Annotated in this window: 19 protein-coding genes; 16 read left to right on the top strand and 3 right to left on the bottom strand. The window is 41.9% G+C overall.

Annotated features, from left to right (window positions below; genetic code table 11):
* Positions 1-74 precede the first annotated feature (74 nt).
* The 4 genes from H539_RS0104815 (at position 75) to copZ (ending at position 3020) form a co-directional block, all read left to right on the top strand.
* Positions 75-1481, top strand: a complete 1407-nt coding sequence (locus tag H539_RS0104815) for a murein hydrolase activator EnvC family protein (RefSeq protein ID WP_026692595.1) — start codon at positions 75-77, stop codon at positions 1479-1481.
* A gap of 186 nt (positions 1482-1667) precedes the next feature.
* Positions 1668-2279: a pyridoxamine 5'-phosphate oxidase family protein gene (locus tag H539_RS0104820; RefSeq protein WP_026692596.1), complete on the top strand. Its 612-nt coding sequence runs from the start codon at positions 1668-1670 to the stop codon at positions 2277-2279.
* Between the two features lie 191 nt (positions 2280-2470).
* Complete coding sequence (locus H539_RS0104825) at positions 2471-2797, top strand: metal-sensitive transcriptional regulator (protein ID WP_051348437.1); 327 nt, start codon at positions 2471-2473, stop codon at positions 2795-2797.
* A 13-nt stretch (positions 2798-2810) separates the two neighbouring features.
* Positions 2811-3020, top strand: coding sequence for a copper chaperone CopZ (copZ, locus tag H539_RS0104830; RefSeq protein WP_026692598.1), 210 nt, complete (start codon positions 2811-2813; stop codon positions 3018-3020).
* Between the two features lie 31 nt (positions 3021-3051).
* Here copZ and H539_RS0104835 read toward each other — a convergent pair whose 3' ends face one another.
* Together H539_RS0104835 and H539_RS0104840 are read right to left on the bottom strand one after the other, a co-directional pair.
* Entirely contained in the window at positions 3052-3246 is a 195-nt protein-coding gene (locus tag H539_RS0104835) for a hypothetical protein (protein ID WP_026692599.1), read from the bottom strand.
* 14 nt (positions 3247-3260) lie between these two features.
* Positions 3261-4511: a cation:dicarboxylate symporter family transporter gene (locus H539_RS0104840; RefSeq protein WP_026692600.1), complete on the bottom strand. Its 1251-nt coding sequence runs from the start codon at positions 4509-4511 to the stop codon at positions 3261-3263.
* 677 nt (positions 4512-5188) lie between these two features.
* Here H539_RS0104840 and H539_RS0104850 point away from each other — a divergent pair.
* The 10 genes from H539_RS0104850 (at position 5189) to H539_RS0104890 (ending at position 14145) form a co-directional block, all read left to right on the top strand.
* A complete protein-coding gene (locus tag H539_RS0104850) occupies positions 5189-5437 on the top strand; it encodes a FeoA family protein (RefSeq protein ID WP_026692601.1) in 249 nt (82 codons plus the stop codon).
* Positions 5427-6143: a FeoB small GTPase domain-containing protein gene (locus H539_RS27740; protein ID WP_035321940.1), complete on the top strand. Its 717-nt coding sequence runs from the start codon at positions 5427-5429 to the stop codon at positions 6141-6143. Before H539_RS0104850 ends, H539_RS27740 begins: the two co-directional genes overlap by 11 nt.
* Positions 6115-7488 (top strand): nucleoside recognition domain-containing protein, encoded by a 1374-nt coding sequence (locus H539_RS0104860; RefSeq protein WP_155889944.1) that lies wholly within the window; start codon positions 6115-6117, stop codon positions 7486-7488. The genes H539_RS27740 and H539_RS0104860 overlap by 29 nt, the downstream gene beginning before the upstream one ends.
* Before the next feature lie 313 nt (positions 7489-7801).
* A complete protein-coding gene (locus H539_RS0104865) occupies positions 7802-9001 on the top strand; it encodes a murein hydrolase activator EnvC family protein (RefSeq protein WP_051348438.1) in 1200 nt (399 codons plus the stop codon).
* 107 nt (positions 9002-9108) lie between these two features.
* On the top strand, positions 9109-9240 hold the full coding sequence (locus H539_RS33040) for a hypothetical protein (protein WP_281171384.1): 132 nt from the start codon (positions 9109-9111) through the stop codon (positions 9238-9240).
* A gap of 160 nt (positions 9241-9400) precedes the next feature.
* Positions 9401-10300, top strand: coding sequence for a hypothetical protein (locus H539_RS0104870; RefSeq protein ID WP_026692604.1), 900 nt, complete (start codon positions 9401-9403; stop codon positions 10298-10300).
* A gap of 221 nt (positions 10301-10521) precedes the next feature.
* Positions 10522-11247, top strand: coding sequence for an ABC transporter ATP-binding protein (locus H539_RS0104875; protein ID WP_026692605.1), 726 nt, complete (start codon positions 10522-10524; stop codon positions 11245-11247).
* Positions 11247-11981 carry an ABC transporter permease gene (locus tag H539_RS0104880; protein ID WP_026692606.1) on the top strand — a complete coding sequence of 245 codons (735 nt, stop codon included), beginning with the start codon at positions 11247-11249 and terminating at the stop codon, positions 11979-11981. Before H539_RS0104875 ends, H539_RS0104880 begins: the two co-directional genes overlap by 1 nt.
* Positions 11982-12002: 21 nt before the next feature.
* Positions 12003-13478 (top strand): sensor histidine kinase, encoded by a 1476-nt coding sequence (locus H539_RS27745; RefSeq protein WP_035321941.1) that lies wholly within the window; start codon positions 12003-12005, stop codon positions 13476-13478.
* Entirely contained in the window at positions 13456-14145 is a 690-nt protein-coding gene (locus H539_RS0104890; RefSeq protein ID WP_026692607.1) for a response regulator transcription factor, read from the top strand. The genes H539_RS27745 and H539_RS0104890 overlap by 23 nt, the downstream gene beginning before the upstream one ends.
* A gap of 38 nt (positions 14146-14183) precedes the next feature.
* On the opposite strand, the gene H539_RS27750 is transcribed toward H539_RS0104890, so the two are convergent.
* Complete coding sequence (locus H539_RS27750; RefSeq protein ID WP_051348439.1) at positions 14184-14423, bottom strand: hypothetical protein; 240 nt, start codon at positions 14421-14423, stop codon at positions 14184-14186.
* 491 nt (positions 14424-14914) lie between these two features.
* On the opposite strand from H539_RS27750, the gene H539_RS31340 reads away from it, so the two are divergent.
* Positions 14915-15070, top strand: a complete 156-nt coding sequence (locus H539_RS31340) for a hypothetical protein (protein WP_155889945.1) — start codon at positions 14915-14917, stop codon at positions 15068-15070.
* 127 nt (positions 15071-15197) lie between these two features.
* Entirely contained in the window at positions 15198-16364 is a 1167-nt protein-coding gene (locus H539_RS0104905; protein ID WP_026692608.1) for an FtsW/RodA/SpoVE family cell cycle protein, read from the top strand.
* The last annotated feature ends 77 nt before the right edge of the window (positions 16365-16441 follow it).

Here is a 16441-nt window from a genome sequence, read left to right on the forward strand (position 1 = left end):
CTTGGTAAATCATCCATTTTGTCGTCTTAAAATGCGGCTTACATATATAAAATAAAACAGAGTTAGAGGGGAATATGTTGAAAAAGAAGAATCTTATCCTAAATATTTCTTTAGTTGCAGGACTAGGACTTTTAAGTTCAGTTCCACCGGTACAGGCTGCATCACTTAATGATATGGAAATTCAAAAACAGCAGATCCAGCAGAAGAGAAGTACAATCAACTCAGGAATTAATGATAGCTATACTAAAATTAAAGACCTTCAAGGAAAACAGCAGACGGTTGCTGAAAAAATCAAAAATCTTTCTGACCTGATCACAAAAACTACTTCCCAAATTAATGATAAAACAAAAGAAATTGATGAAACAAAAGCAGAAATTGAAAAACTAAAACAGGAAATCATTGTCATCCAGGATAGAATGGCAAAAAGGGAAGCACTGCTTAAAGAGCGTGCCCGTGCGATGCAGGAAAGCGGTGGTAATGCCGACTATCTTGAAGTGCTTCTTGGTTCCAAAAGCTTTGGGGACTTCATCGAGCGTGTAGGCGCGGTAGCAACCATCATGGATGCGGACCAGGAAATTCTTCGTCAGCAGGAAGCTGATAAGAAACAATTAGAAGAGAACCAAAAGAGCGTTGAAACGAAGCTTGCGAACCTGCAAACGATGCTGACGGATCTTCAGAACATGAAGAACAAGCAAAATCAGCAGGTTGCAGAGCTTGGTGAATTGATGAAGCAGCTGAAACAAAAAGAAGATGACGAGCATGAACATGCAATGAATCTGAAAGAACAGGAAGATCTATTGGCCGCTCAGCAGCAATCTGTCCAGCAGGCTATCAATCTAGAAAAAACACGCCAGGCTGAATTGGCGGCAGCAAGACAGCGTGCAGCAGAGGAAGCAAGACAGCGTGCTGCAGCGGAAGCGAAAGAACGTGCAGCTGCTGCTGCTGCGGCCAAAGCAAAGGCTGCCCAGCCGCATAAGTCGCAGCCTGCCCAGCTGCATAAGTCACAGGCAGCAGCCAGCACTGAAACCCACAGCTCAAGCTCTTATACTCCAGAGCCGCGTCAGTCGGCACCGGCAGTATCAAGCGGCAGCTTTACAAGGCCGGCCGCAGGCTATATTTCCTCCGGATTCGGAGCTAGATGGGGAGAGAACCACCCTGGAGTTGATATTGCAGGAAGTGGATATGTTCCAATTGTAGCAGCTGCTGATGGTGTGGTAAGCCGTTCTTACCTATCAAGCACTTATGGAAATGTTGTCTTCATATCCCACTCCATTAACGGACAGGTATACACTACAGTTTATGCTCACATGTCACAAAGATTGGCCACAACTGGCCAGGTAGTGGCAAAAGGCCAGCAGATCGGCGTTATGGGCAGCACGGGCGAATCAACTGGACAGCATCTTCATTTCGAGCTTCACAGAGGCGAATGGAATTATGCAAAATCAAATGCAATTAATCCGGTTGGAATCGTACCTCTATAAGAATGAACTAGAGCAGACCCTGGTCTGCTCTTTTTTTTTGCCTTTTAGCGGGATTCCAAAAAGTACTTAAAAAGATTTGCCTTTCATCAAAATAATATGGTTTCCATCCACAACATTTATTAAGATTGAATAAAAGGGAACTCTATAATTTTAAAGGAAACTAATTTTCATTAAGGAGATTCATTTATGTCTGCTTCAGAAGGTGAGAGATATCTTCAAAAAAAATACAAAACAGAAAAAAGAGCCCAATCCTTTTATGATAACCAGATGATCGGCCATTTAAATGAAGAAATGATCAAGTTCATCGTAAAGCAGGAGATGGTATTTATCTCGACGGCGGATGAGAAGGGGAACTGTGATTCTTCCTTTCGGTCAGGTTCAGCGGGATTTGTAAGGGTAATCGATAAAAACACCATTATATATCCTGAATACCGTGGTAATGGGGTCATGGCAAGCCTTGGAAACATTATGGGGAATCCGCATATAGGTTTGCTTTTCATTGATTTTTTTGGCAGCTCAATGGGTCTCCATGTTAATGGAAAAGCTTCAATCATCGAAAATCACGACCTTAATTCTTTAGACCTCCCGGGTGAGCTGGCAGCAATGCTTCTCGAGCAGGAAAGCCCCAAAGCTGAGCGCTGGGTACACATTACCATAGATGAAGCCTATATACATTGCTCAAAGCATATTCCAAGATTAGAGCATCTAGATAAGAGAATTGATTGGGGAACAGATGATGAGAAACAAAAGGGCGGAGATTTTTTTAAAGTGAAATCAAGCAGAGGCCTAAATAACTGAATATGAAATAGCAGGGCTTTATATGCAGGAATTCTTCAATACAAAACTAGATTAGCCGCAGTCACCAAATTATAGTTTTAAGGTGTTAGGAAGAGGAAATAGTAAAAGAGGACATAACCCCTGTCATCTCAATCCGCTTCCTTTACATACACCCCGGGGGTATAGTATAGTGAAAGGATGGAGGGAACTGGATGGAATCAAACTTGAGTCACGAGGAATGCGGGGAACATTCTATTGAAGGAAAAAGCCATCATTCTGAAAAAGTGAAAAAGAACTTGGCCGCCAGATTAAACCGAATAGAAGGGCAGATCAGGGGAATCAAAGGGATGATTGAAAAAGATACCTATTGTGATGATGTGATTACCCAGATTGCCGCCACCCAATCGGCACTGAACTCCGTCGCAAAGATTCTTTTAGAAGGGCACATGAAAAACTGTGTGCTGGAAAGAATCAATGAGGGAGATACTAAAGTATTGGAAGAAGTTCTTGTTACGATTGATAAATTAATGAGAAAATAAGGAGGAATCATAGATGGAAAAAGCAGCTTTAAAGGTGCAGGGCATGTCCTGCGAGCATTGCGTCAAGGCAATTGAAGGCAGTGTAGGCGATCTTGCAGGAGTAGAAAGAGTACTGGTTGACTTAAAGGGCGGAGAAGTAGCAGTTGAATATAATCCGCAGTCCGTTTCATTAGACAAGATCAAAGAAACCATTGATGATCAGGGATATGATGTAGAAGAATAAGGAAAACGTGCTGTGTACCAGCACGTTTTCCTTATTTTTCTTTTATTTTATAGTCATATGGTTTGAATAACAATAAGGAAAGGGAGCAAAACAGAGCTCCAAACAGGGCTTCACCCGGAAAAGAGTAATCTGCCATCCACTTTAGCTCGGAAACTCCCAATGCCGCTTGAGGAGAAACCATCATCCAAAAACCGGCAGTAAATAATATACATCCCAGTATTCTCATGTTTATGAACTCCTTTACTTGTCTGGTGCAAATCTGTCCTGTACCATGGCTCCGATTAAACCATCATCCGTAGTATTAACGGCTGTTGTGATCATGGGAATCAGTCCGGAATACATGGTGACAAAAGTAGTTGTGAATAAGACAGGATTTGGGACATGAAGGATCAAGGCAATGACCGGAGACATGAAAAACCCTGCTCCGCCGGGCACCCCGGGAGACTCCAGGCCTAAAATCCAGAGCGGGAAAACAAGCAGCAGGATTTCGGCAAAGGACAGGGGAATATTCATCATCTCACAGGTTGTCACTGTAACAATCAGAATGGCCATAGTGGCAGTGCTTTTATTTAATACTGTGCCGAAAACGATGGAGGTTTCGGCAAATTCAGGCTTAAGCTTTAAATCTCTTTCTGCGGAAATGATATTGACAGCAAGAGTATCATAAGAGCCTCCTGTCCCAAATCCGGCAGAAAATACGGTGATATAGTAAGACATGATCTGCTTCCAGGTTCTCTTTGTCAGCAGCTTTGTTACAAGAAGCATAAATAAGGTCCAGGTGATGGCCATGGCCAGTACCCACAAAACGGTTTTTCCATAGGAGGCTACACCGTTCGTACCAAATTTCAGCGGTATGTTGATTGCGAGGCAGCCGATCATGATCGGATAATACCACATTAGATTTTTAAATATGGCCAGGATGACATCGCTGATTTTCATAATCCAGCCTGCCATTCCTGCCAGCTGTTTTTTTACGGCTGCAATCCAGCCGATGATGACTGATGCAGCAAGAATCTGCAAAAGGGGCTGCTGGGTGATAATGGTTTTAAACGTCCCGAAAATTCCTGAAAAGAATGCATGGGCTCCCGCTGCATGGGCTCCTTCGGGATGGAGGCTGTCTCCTGCCAGAGCATATATGAATAAGCAGGCCCAGGCAAGAGCAGTAATTCCAAGCGTTAAATATAATAGGAAAATCCGCCCGAAAAGACTCCCTGCCTTTTCTTTATGGAGGGTTATTAATTTTACGGTCGCACCTGAAAGAAGGAAGAAAATGATGGCTGTAGCAAAGGTTACAATCGTCTTAGGAAAATATTCGCCGCTCTTGGCAATTCCATGGACCACCCCATTGTCTGGAAGGAACAAGCCCAATGAAAATCCTGCTGCCAAGGAAAGGAAAACCCAGTAGGGAAAAGGAATGCTTCTAAAGGGATTTTTTCTTTTAACTGACTCACGAGGCATTTCACTGCTTGATAGTGTGTTTGCTTCAGCCATGTAAACCTCTCCTTTATATACATTTGTAAGCGCTTTATATAAATGGCGGTTCCTTCATCCTTTTTTTGAGAGGGGGACTCCGTGAATGGTTCTTCAACTATACCCAGGCCCTAAATACTGTAAACTTTTTAGTGTCAGAGGAGGGAGGCCGGGGTAAAAGTCAGGGGAGAGGTATAACGCTATATGACGGAAGAAGGGGGGAACCGCATGATTATCACGGATGAGGCCAAAACGGTCCTGCTGGATATGTTCCATAAATATCATGCACAAAATATCCGGATATATTTTGCAGGCTATGGCTGAGGCGGCAGGCAGGCAGGACTGGCTCTGGATGAGCCTGAAATCAATGATCATATTCTGACGATAAATGGAATCAAGACAGCGATTGAACCATCTGCAGCAGATTTAGCAGAGGAAATGTTCCTTGATGCCAGTCCGGATCAAACCGGACTGCTGATTAAAAGAGACAGGCAGTGCCCTTGATAGTATGGAAGAAGCGGGTCATTTGGACCCGTTTTTCTATTGCTCCCGCCTATCTTCTCTGGAATTGAATCATCTTCCTAAACAAATCCCCATTTTAACAAGACTGTTATAAAAAAGTGGCATGCTGGAAAAAGCCGGCATATAATTAAGAAAAAGTTGCGTAAGGGAAAAACTATTAAAAAGGGGCAATTAATATGCGTGAGTCTAAAATGACGCTGGCGGATGCAGAAAAAGGGGATGTTATCAAAATTTCTTCTTTAGGTCTTGATGGAGTGATGAGAAGGAGGCTGCTTGATCTTGGGTTTGTCCCTGGGGCTCTTGTTGAAGCTGTCAGGAAAAGCCCCCTGGGAGACCCGATGGCTTTTAAAGTCAGCCAGGCCGTGATCGCGCTAAGAAAAGAAGAAAGTTCAAAAATTGAAGGGGAGCTGTTCAATGATGAATAATGCTTACCGTATAGCCCTGGCTGGAAATCCGAATACAGGCAAAAGCACTTTATTCAATGCGCTGACAGGACTCAGGCAGCATACGGGGAACTGGGCCGGCAAAACGGTTTCCGTTGCGCAAGGAAGCCTTCAGCATAAAGGGAATCATTACGATCTGATTGACCTGCCCGGAACGTATTCGTTGTTTTCGAATTCAGCAGATGAAACAGTTGCCAGAAATTATATCGTATTTGAAAAGCCGGACATAACTCTGGTGGTACTGGATGCCACGTCTATGGAGAGAAATCTTAATCTGGCTCTGCAGGTACTGGAAATGACGAAAAATGTAATCATATGTATTAATTTGATAGACGCAGCAGAAAAGCAGGGCATCAAGATTAATGAACATCTTTTGACAAGGCAGCTTGGAGTACCGGTCATAAAAGTTTCCGCACGCAATAAACTCGGCTTTCCCAAGCTTTTGGATACAATCGATCGGATCATTACCAGAGCAATAGAGTGCAATCCGGTTCCAACGATCTACGATGAAGAAATAGAAGAGAAAATCAGCAGGCTGGAGCCAAAAGTAAAAGAGCTGTGGAAAGATGGCCCCTCATCCCGCTGGGTGTCTCTAAGGCTCTTGGACGGAGATGAGGATCTGATGAGGGAAATGGAAAAACGGATGGGGAGGGAGGAGAATGATGAATCTTCAAGGGTTATGGACTGAGGCAAGGGAACAGTCATCCACGGAAATGAGAGATGAAATTGTACACAGGCTCTATGAAAGGAGCAGAAAGCTGTGTGCAGCAGGTGTCAAGTATCCAGAGAAGAAGGATGTGAGGACAGAACGCATAGACGCGATCCTTACTTCTCCTGTACTGGGCTTTCCCATCATGCTCCTTATGCTCGGGGCAGTCTTTTACATTACGATTGCCGGTGCGAATATTCCTTCCTCACTGCTCGCTGATTTTTTTGGCTCGCTTGAAGGGCCGCTTGAGAATCTGTTTGTATATCTTCATATTCCTGACTGGATATACGGCATTCTGGTTGCCGGGCTCTATCGGGGCACCACCTGGGTCATCAGTGTCATGCTGCCTCCGATGGCCATATTCTTCCCTGTGTTTGCACTTTTGGAAAACTACGGATATCTGCCGAGGGTTGCCTTTAATCTGGACCGCATTTTTAAAAGTGCCGGGGCACATGGCAAACAGTCACTGACCATGGCCATGGGATTTGGCTGTAACGCTGCCGCAGTCCTTTCCACCAGAATCATTGAGTCACCAAGGGAAAGAATGCTTGCCATCCTGACCAATAATTTTGTGCCATGCAATGGCAGGTGGGGAACTCTCATCCTTTTATCTTCCTTATTCATGGCGTCCCATTTTACAGGTGGATTTAAATCCCTGATCACAACACTAGTGATTATTGGATTGGTCATGTTTGGGATTGTCATTACCTTCCTGGTATCCTGGATTCTGTCAAAAACCGCCTTAAAGGGAGTTCCGACACATTATACGCTTGAACTTCCTCCCTATAGAAGGCCTAAAATATTTGATACCGTCATCCGCTCCTCACTTACAAAGTCATGGGCAGTGCTGATGCGTGCCGTAAAAGTGGCAGCACCGGCAGCCATTCTGACCTGGATAGCAGGAAACATTTATATTGGCGATGCCAGTGTCCTGCAGCATGTCGCACAGTTCCTGGATCCATTCGGAAGACTTCTCGGCCTTGACGGCTATATTCTCATGGCGTTTATACTCGGGCTTCCGGCAAATGAAATAGTCCTGCCCATCCTGCTGATGGGATACTTATCGACAGGTTCGCTGACCGAAGCCGGAAGTATGGCTGAGCTTAAGAACATCCTTTCAGAGCACGGATGGACCTGGCTGACAGCCCTGAATATGATGCTGTTTTCACTTCTGCATTATCCATGCGGGACCACACTGATCAATATATATAAAGAAACTAAGAGTAAAAAATGGACCTTCATGGCCTTTCTGATTCCAACCGTTATTGCTGTTATAGTGCCGCTTATGACCACTTTCGCTGCAAAGGCTTTTGGCTGGGTCTAAATGATTTTAAGCGGAAACCTTGAACTGGACCTAGATGAGAAGTATAAAGATGGTTATGCCGAGCCGACAAAGACTCATCTATAAATGCTGACAGGATGCAAAAAGAACCTGCAAGAACCGCCTTTTGTTTCTTGCGGGTTTTCTCTGTATATAGAATGTTGCTTTAGGAAAAAGATCCGGATGTAACCATGTTTTTCCCCCGCTCCCAGTAAACATCCCTGCGTTTACCTACATTGAAATAATCCTGTAACCTTGGTGAAGAAGGCCTCTGCTATAATGAGCCTGTTGCCTGGATATCAAGCAGAAGTGCTTCATGAAAATAGAGAAAAGACAGCATCTAGAGGGGGAAGAAAGCGGGATGTTTAAAATTATACATATTGCCCTGGCGGCAATCCTAATGGCAATTGCTGCCGTGCCGCCTGCGAAAGCGGCCGGGACAAGCGGGGATCTGCAGGAAAAGAAGAGTCGGATTCAATCTGGCATACAGGAATTGCAGGGAAAAGAGAGTTATACAAATAATGAGATTAAAAGATTAGTAGGAATGATTTCCGAAACCACTGGGGAAATCAATGCCAATATAGCTGAGGTGCAAAAGTCAAAGCTTGACATCGATCAGTTGAATAAAGAAGTAACGGAAATTAAAGAGAGAATGGCTAAGCGGAAAGCGCTCTTAAAGGAAAGGGCACGTGCCATCCAGCAGAGCGGGGGGAATGCGGATTATCTGGAAGTCCTGCTTGGCTCTAAAAGCTTCGGAGACTTCGTAGAGCGAATGTCAGCGGTATCTACCATCATGGAGGCGGACCAGAAAATCCTTAAGGAACAAGAATCGGACGAAAAGAAGCTTGAGCAGGATGAAAAGAAACTGGCGGATAGAGTGATGCAGCTTCAGAATCAGAAGAAAAGCCTTCAACAGAAGAAAGAGCAGCAAAAGCAGCAGCTATCCGAATTGGAGAAAACAATGAAGCAGCTGAAAACAAAGGAAAAAGAGCTTCACGAGGAGAAAATGAGCCTCAAGGAGCAGGAGGAGCTTCTTGCCTCCCAGCAATCCGCGGCGGATCGGGCGGCCAAAATGGACAGCAGCCATGGGGATGGAGGAGTTCCGGCCATCTCCAGTGGAAGTTTTACAAGGCCGGCTGAAGGAGTTCTTTCCTCTAATTTTGGTGCCCGATGGGGTACAAGGCATATGGGAGTAGACATTGCAAATCCGGGAAGCAATGTCCCTATCGTGGCTTCTGCAGATGGGGTAGTCATCCGCTCTTACCTTTCAAGCAGCTACGGAAATGCAGTCTTTATCTCTCATTCTATTAATGGTCAAAAATACACGACTGTCTATGCACATATGAAATCTAGAAAAGTAAGCTCCGGCCAGACTGTGAAAAAAGGACAGCAGATCGGAGTAATGGGCAGCACGGGTGAGTCTACGGGACAGCATCTACATTTTGAACTGCATAAAGGCGAATGGAATGCAGCGAAAACCAATGCCATTAACCCAATAGGCATTGTGCCGTTTTAATAAAATTGAGGCCATGGCTTACCATTAGAGATTTTCTCTTCAGATGGCAAGCACATAAATTAAAAGGAACTAAAAATAATAGAGTTCATCTCCATAGGGAGTCCTCCTTGGTTATCAAATTAGGGGTCAATCCGCGTCGATTTGACACCCTGCATCATACCAAGAGGGCTCTTTTTGTTCAGGTTCCCAATAAAGGAAGATACGCAGAAGCGCTAAGGGCTCTAAAAGAGAGTGCGTGAGCGAATTTAACAACAAGCAGAACGGAGCAAATCGGTTAAGCATTACTAAGTATTTGCACGGATAAATTTAACAAAAATTTAAGATTTATTTTAAAGTTTATTTAGACATGAAGGCTATTGTTAATCTGTACCAAAAAAATTTTAAGAAGGAGGAAGTACCATGAATTCAAAAGTTCTTACTGCCGTGGGAATCAGCGGCCTGCTTATGGCAGGTGGAGTTTTATCTGCATCTGCGTCCGCTTCGGGTTATGATCTTTTTAAAACATCCGTAAAGAAGACGCAAAAAGTAAATAGCTTTACTGCCCATGTTCAGGCTTCTTTAGAAGACAATGGCAGCACTATTTACAGTGTGGATTCTGTAAGTAAAGAAAACTTGAAAGCTGACAATGGCAGCAGCAACGTATTAGTTGTTAATGATGGAAAAAAGTCACAGATGAATTTTTACAACGATGAAAAGCAGACTGTGGTGAAAAGCAGCAGTGACAACAAGTATTATGTCAAGCAGGATAATGAAAACAAATGGAAAGATTCTAAAGACAACCATAAAGAAGAACAATTTTCTGCTGGAAAACAAAAAGATATTGAGGCTATTTTTGACGCCCTCACCAAAAATTATCAGGATAGTGTGACTAGCAAGGAATTGTCTAACGGCAATACAGAACTTAAACTGGATCTTTCAAAGAATGAGATTCCTGCAGTTGGTCAGGCAGTAATGTCTTTCTTCCTGAAAAACATTGACCAGCAGAGATCAGAAAATGCTCATGAAGGATTTGGACCACTTCAATATGCGAACTTGAAACCGGCTATCCCTCAATTAACAAGCAATATTTCTGTATCGAGGGTAGTACTCAAGGGCGAAGTAAATCCACACCAATACTTAACAGGCCAAAAGGCTGACGTATATGTTTCAGGAAAAGATCCCGATGGTACAGAACATAACGTAGTGCTCCATATTATAAGCAATCTGGACAATTTGAATAAGACAAATGCAGATACTGTAGATTTAAAAGGCAAGCAAGTTGTCAAAGTACAGGATCGCCATGATGGGCATGAAGATTAGTTATTTTCCTTTAAATTAGAGGCAGAGGAGGGTTCTCTCTCTGCCTTTTTTTCGCTAATTATAATTTATATTCCATAAATTTCCTGAAGACATGGACCTAAAAACGGCTGGCTTTGCCGCTTTTTCCTCACATGAAGAAAAACGTGCAGCTTTTCCGAGTATGTCTTATTCCAGCGTAATTACTATTCTTATGATCCGGGTTTATTAAAGGAGGGGATAAGATGCAAAAAATCCTTGAGATACAAAATGTGACAAAAAGATATAAAAATGGCAGAGGAATAGAAAGCATCAATTTAACCGTTAACCAGGGAGAAGTGTTTGGTCTGCTGGGCCCAAATGGTGCGGGGAAAACGACATTAATGAAATGTATCGTTTCTTTATGCCAGCCTGACAGCGGACAAATTTTTATACAGGGTTATAATGTAAGAGAACAATTCGAAAAGGCTCTTAAATCTGTAGGTACTTTAATCAGCGGAGTAGAAGCGATTGATTATTTGACTGCATATGAGAATCTCTTGCTCATTTCCCGTCTATATCCTGAAATAGAAACTCATAGGATCGAAACGGTATTGGAATGGGTTGGAATGGAACAGCACAAGAATGAAAAGATTAAGTCCTTTTCCACTGGAATGCGGCAAAGGCTGTATTTAGCTGCAGCACTACTGGCTAAACCTTCTTTTGTTATACTGGATGAGCCAACAAATGGACTGGATATAGAAGGAAAACTGGACTTTCAGCACCTGATTGCCAAATTGGCAAAAGAAGAAGGAGTCACATTCATTTTGTCTACACATCTGATTGATGAAGTAGAACGATTATGTGATAGAGTAGCTATTCTTTCAAAAGGAAAAATTATTGGAGAATCATCAAAAAATGATTTAGAGCAAAATCAGACATTTGAATCCTTTTATATTGATTGTATTAAGAAAAGGAAGGAGACGGGGTAATGTTAAATCTAAGAAATGAGTGGATGAAATTAACCCGTAGACGGTCTGCTATAACGCTGCTTGTAATTTCCGGAGTATTACCTTTAATCGCTGGTCCTGTCATCAAGATTTTGCAGAATAAATTCAGCTTCACGGCGTTTGATGGGGAAAGCTTTCCGCTTGCGATGCTAAGTCTGGCTGTTTCTTTTTATTTACCATTATTACTCGCTTTGGCCGTTAGTGAATTATTTTCAGGAGAACAAGAACAAAAAACACTTGCTTTTTTGCTGGTACGCCCTATTTCAAGGATGAACATATTTAAATCCAAAATGATCAGCACCGGAATTTATTTACTACTGCTGCTTCTTATTATTTGTATTACGTCTCTTTTATCAGGTGCAATCTGGCTTGAAAACTTTACAATGCAGGGATTAATGCTGGCAGTTGCATCGTTTCTACTATCATGGTTTCCATTAATGGCTCTAGGTCTGTTATTTATATTCCTGGTTCAATGGATAGGATCAAGCAGCCGGGCCTTAACATTTTCTATTATCCTATATTTGGCCTTGATGGTTGTTAATTTTCTATTTCCCGGACTGGCACGATGGCTTCCTACATACGATAGCAACTGGTATCAAAGATGGATAAATAGCGGCTTAAGTGTCCTTGTTATGGGAAGAACCTTATTTCTGCTGTCATGGAGTGTCCTATTTTATACTTTGGGCTATTATAAATTCAGCAGGAAAGAATTTTGAGTTTTGAAAGCGGTGGAACAAATGTCAATTCGCCTACGATTATTGCTGTCCTATATTGCGATGATTTTTATTCCAATTCTCTTCGCTATGGTATCAGCCTTATTGATTGCTTTGCTATTCAGGGGAGATGTAAAGGAGCTTCGGAATATCTATCTGCCGCCTGAGCATCAAAGAGATCTATCGGTTAAGGATGAATTGTTTCTTGATTTGGGCCGCCAATCGGTCAAAGACCCGGGATTATTCTTAGATCGGCCGTACTTAACCGGTATGGAAAAAAAGTTAAAAAAATCTGGAGCTTCACTTGTCATACGCAAAGGCAAAAAAATTACTTATCTATCCTCTTCTTTAAAGGGGCTGGATACAAAGGACCTGCCACAGTTTGGGGTTTATCAGGACATAGACCCTATTGAAAGAATTGATCATCAATTCTACTCCATAAAAAAGCTTGATTTCTTCTTCCCTAGGGGGACAGAAGGTTCTCTGTTTTTTATTTCAGATGCTAGCAGCCTTGCTAAGTTTGTACGTTCTTTTTTTCCAGGATTATTTATTGGTTTAATTCTAATTTTAATTATTACAAACGGCTTGTTAACATACTACGTATCCAGAAGTATTATCAGGCCGATAAGAGAGCTTCAGAAGGCTGCAAAAGAAATAAAGGATGGAAATTTAGACGATAAAATTGAACCAATGTCAAAGGATGAGCTGGGACAACTTGCATTGGGTTTTGATAAAATGAGAGTAAGACTTAAAGAATCAATGGAACTGCAATCGGCTTATGAGGATAATCGTAAAGAACTGATTGCTAATATCTCGCATGATTTAAAAACTCCTATTACCACGATTAAGGGATATGTTGAGGGTATTCGTGACGGGGTGGCAAATAGTCCTGCTCGGATGGAACGTTATATCCAGACGATCTACAATAAAGCGATTGATCTTGACCATATGATTGACGAACTATTCTTATATTCAAAACTGGACTTACAGAGGCTGCCATTTCATTTTGAGTTCATACAATTTGATCATTATATTCAGGATTTTGTAGAAGAGCTTCAATTTGATGTGGAAGATATGAATGTGGTAGTCTCATTGGAAATCGAGAAAAATAGAGATTATTCAGTATTGGGCGACCGAGAGCACCTTAAGAGGGTTATATCCAATATTGTAAATAACTCCTTAAAATATAATGAAAAAGTAAACAAAAAGCTATCCTTTCATTTATCTGACATACAGTCCCATATTCAGTTAAGTATTAAAGATAATGGACCTGGCATATCTGCAGAAAATCTTCCTTTAATTTTTGACCGTTTCTACCGTGCTGATTTAGCTAGAGGAACGGAAAAGGGAGGAAGCGGCCTTGGTTTATCTATTGCAAAAAGAATTATAGAGGAGCACAAAGGATCGATTTGGGCAGAAAGCAGGGTAGGGCATGGCACAATGATTTCATTTACCTTAAAAAAAGCAGGTGGGCAGGATGAAAACAGTTCTCATTATTGAAGATGAGAAAAGCATCGCGGAGTTGGAACGGGATTATTTAGAGATAGACGGATTCAAGGTGGAAATTGCTTTGACAGGAAGGGAAGGTCTAGAAATGGCTATAAACCTGGATGTTGATCTGGTATTGTTAGATCTTATGCTTCCAGGCATAGACGGCTTCCAAATTTGCAAATCGATCCGTTCAAGAAAGGATATCCCCATCCTGATGGTTACTGCAAAAAAAGAGGATTATGATAAAATACTCGGTCTTGGAATCGGTGCGGATGATTATATTGTAAAGCCCTTCAGCCCAAGTGAATTAGTTGCGAGGGTAAAAGCGCATCTTTCCAGGTATGAACGGCTGATTGGAAGGGATACCCAGAATGATGTCATCATGATTAGGGGCCTTCGAATTGACCCAACTTCCCGCAGGGTATTTGTAAATACACATGAGGTGATCTTTACGACAAAAGAGTTTGATCTCCTTACTTTTTTTGCCCTCCATCCGAATCAAGTTTTTAGCAAGGATCAATTATTTGAACGATTATGGGGGTATGATTCCCTTGGTGATATATCAACAGTTACAGTACACATAAGGAAAATCAGAGAAAAAGTCGAAACAGACCCTTCAAATCCTCAATATATCGAAACAGTTTGGGGAGCAGGATACCGGTTTAAGGGAGAATAAGAACGTAGAAGGAATCGCTATTTGCGATTCCTTTTGTTTTATTTATTTGCTCCATTTATGAGATTAAGAGAATGATTAAGTGCAGATTTACACTTGGCGGCATTAGGATTCGAAGAGCGAACAGCTGCTAAAGCCACATCAATTGTCCCATCAATTTTTGTCCATGTTGTTCCATCTAAATTTCTAAGTTTAGGTTCTGCTGTATCCCATTGATGCTCCAAATCGTCTGCGCCTTTTTTCGCCAAAGTAAAGTTATTTGAGTTTACATCTTCCAGCATTTTGTTTTCAATTTTCGCAAAAGCTGTTAATTGTCCACCTAATGTGGCCTGTGTTGAATCGGTTTGCGATGATATATAATTGTTTCTCCATACATATTAAACAATTCTACCTAGACTAAGTTCACTTTGAAAATACCACCACCCATATATAAAATTGTTTTATTTGAAACAATCATAATGGTGAGTTCTTAATTTTTTTATTTATAGCTATTAAAAAAGCATTAATTTTTTCTTAACATCATTTAACTACACCCTTTCTTGTTAAATCGGGTGCAAAATTCCGGGCCATACCGGTGACTGCATGGACAACAACAGCCACAGCTGTAATTTTCAGTCCATGTATCCAGCCCGAATCCAAGATGGGAAAGTTTTTGATCCATATGGCAAATAGAATTAACAGAGGGGATCCCCTTTACAAAATCATTACATAAGTTCCTTTAGAGATTAACAAAAGCTCCATGTGGTAATAGATAGAAGAAGGAGGTGCAGCAATGTCCAATAACAGAGAGCCGGAAGCGAAAGCAGGATACGAATATAATGAGAACACGAAAAACCAGCAAAACACTTTAAATAATGAAGATGTATATGAGAAGATGGGAGACAACCCGGAGCACAACCGGATAAAGGAAGATTATGAGAATGAATAGCAGGACCGCTCATGCATTGGGCGGTTTTTTCTTTCAATCAAATAACATATTTGTAACAAGACTTCGACTAAATTTATGATAAGATAAATTCATACATAAGATAACTACAGTAAAGAGGAAGAATGACATGTTAAAAAAGATATTAAAAGCTTATGACTATCCAATATTCTTTACGATTATTGTTCTTTGTCTCTTCGGTTTAATGATGGTCTACAGTTCAAGCATGATAACAGCCGTGGCCCGGTATGGAGTGTCCGCAGACTTTTTCTTTCAAAGACAGAAAGTAGCGTTCATTATTGGAATTGCCGCCATGCTGATCACCATGTTTATTCCATATCAGCTGTACAAGCAGCCTAAATTTCTCGCGGCCATCATGGCCGGGACGGGTTTTCTTTTAGTGCTGGTGTTTTTTGTGGGACATACTGCGGGAAACGCACAAAGCTGGATTGAAATCGGTCCATTCAAGCTGCAGCCTGCTGAGGTTGCCAAGCTTGGGGTCATCATCTATCTTTCGGCCATCTATTCTAAAAGGCAGGACCGGATTGATAATATTGATAAAGCGGTTATGCCGACCATGATTTTCCTTGGTGCTATTTGTTTCTTTATCGCCCTCCAGCCAGACTATGGGAATGTGGTCATCATCCTTATGATTGCTGGGATGATTTTGATGTCATCCGGCATGTCCCTGAAAGGCCTCTCGAAGCTTGGGGGCGTCCTCGTGGCTGCTTTTGTACTAATTGCTATACTTGTCATTATTACAGGCAATTTTTCGACTGTTGTTTCGGAAAAGCGTATGTCAAGGTTTGAAGTATTAAGCGATCCATTTAAAACTGAGCAAAATGAAGGATTTCACCTTGCGAATTCTCTGCTTGCAATAGGGTCAGGCGGCGTGAAGGGCCTTGGTCTTGGACAAAGCATCCAAAAATATGGCTATCTGCCAGAGTCACATACCGATTTCATCATCTCGATCATATCAGAAGAGCTTGGATTCTTGGGTGTAGCCTTCGTTCTGGCAGGTCTTGGCTTTATTGTATTAAGGGGCTTCCTGCTTGCGGCCAGATGTAAAGATGCATTTGGGAGCCTTCTGTTGATTGGGATCTCGTCCATGATCGGCATACAGGTGATGATTAATCTTGGAGGGGCAACCGGACTGATTCCAATTACAGGGATTACGCTTCCATTTATCAGCTATGGAGGTTCCTCATTAATTCTTCTCCTGGGATCCATGGGAATCTATCAGAATGTCGTGATGAAAATGAATTTGAAAAAGCGGAATCAGGAACAAATAGATTAGAAGACTGGGGTAATTCCGGTGAAAGCCGGAATTATCCCAGTTTTTTTTTCGGAGTGAATTAGGTAAATTGAAATATA

It is taken from the genome of Peribacillus kribbensis DSM 17871 (assembly GCF_000430765.1).
Classification (GTDB): Bacteria; Bacillota; Bacilli; order Bacillales; family DSM-1321; genus Paraperibacillus; species Paraperibacillus kribbensis.

Excerpts from the sequence above, each read along its gene's own strand:
- H539_RS0104815 (WP_026692595.1), top strand. The coding sequence starts at position 75 with ATGTTGAAAAAGAAGAATCTTATCCTAAATATTTCTTTAGTTGCAGGA.
- H539_RS0104820 (WP_026692596.1), top strand. The coding sequence starts at position 1,668 with ATGTCTGCTTCAGAAGGTGAGAGATATCTTCAAAAAAAATACAAAACA.
- H539_RS0104825 (WP_051348437.1), top strand. The coding sequence starts at position 2,471 with ATGGAATCAAACTTGAGTCACGAGGAATGCGGGGAACATTCTATTGAA.
- copZ (WP_026692598.1), top strand. The coding sequence starts at position 2,811 with ATGGAAAAAGCAGCTTTAAAGGTGCAGGGCATGTCCTGCGAGCATTGC.
- H539_RS0104835 (WP_026692599.1), bottom strand. The coding sequence starts at position 3,246 with ATGAGAATACTGGGATGTATATTATTTACTGCCGGTTTTTGGATGATG.
- H539_RS0104840 (WP_026692600.1), bottom strand. The coding sequence starts at position 4,511 with ATGGCTGAAGCAAACACACTATCAAGCAGTGAAATGCCTCGTGAGTCA.
- H539_RS0104850 (WP_026692601.1), top strand. The coding sequence starts at position 5,189 with ATGCGTGAGTCTAAAATGACGCTGGCGGATGCAGAAAAAGGGGATGTT.
- H539_RS27740 (WP_035321940.1), top strand. The coding sequence starts at position 5,427 with ATGATGAATAATGCTTACCGTATAGCCCTGGCTGGAAATCCGAATACA.
- H539_RS0104860 (WP_155889944.1), top strand. The coding sequence starts at position 6,115 with ATGATGAATCTTCAAGGGTTATGGACTGAGGCAAGGGAACAGTCATCC.
- H539_RS0104865 (WP_051348438.1), top strand. The coding sequence starts at position 7,802 with ATGAAAATAGAGAAAAGACAGCATCTAGAGGGGGAAGAAAGCGGGATG.
- H539_RS0104870 (WP_026692604.1), top strand. The coding sequence starts at position 9,401 with ATGAATTCAAAAGTTCTTACTGCCGTGGGAATCAGCGGCCTGCTTATG.
- H539_RS0104875 (WP_026692605.1), top strand. The coding sequence starts at position 10,522 with ATGCAAAAAATCCTTGAGATACAAAATGTGACAAAAAGATATAAAAAT.
- H539_RS0104880 (WP_026692606.1), top strand. The coding sequence starts at position 11,247 with ATGTTAAATCTAAGAAATGAGTGGATGAAATTAACCCGTAGACGGTCT.
- H539_RS27745 (WP_035321941.1), top strand. The coding sequence starts at position 12,003 with ATGTCAATTCGCCTACGATTATTGCTGTCCTATATTGCGATGATTTTT.
- H539_RS0104890 (WP_026692607.1), top strand. The coding sequence starts at position 13,456 with ATGAAAACAGTTCTCATTATTGAAGATGAGAAAAGCATCGCGGAGTTG.
- H539_RS27750 (WP_051348439.1), bottom strand. The coding sequence starts at position 14,423 with ATGCTGGAAGATGTAAACTCAAATAACTTTACTTTGGCGAAAAAAGGC.
- H539_RS31340 (WP_155889945.1), top strand. The coding sequence starts at position 14,915 with ATGTCCAATAACAGAGAGCCGGAAGCGAAAGCAGGATACGAATATAAT.
- H539_RS0104905 (WP_026692608.1), top strand. The coding sequence starts at position 15,198 with ATGTTAAAAAAGATATTAAAAGCTTATGACTATCCAATATTCTTTACG.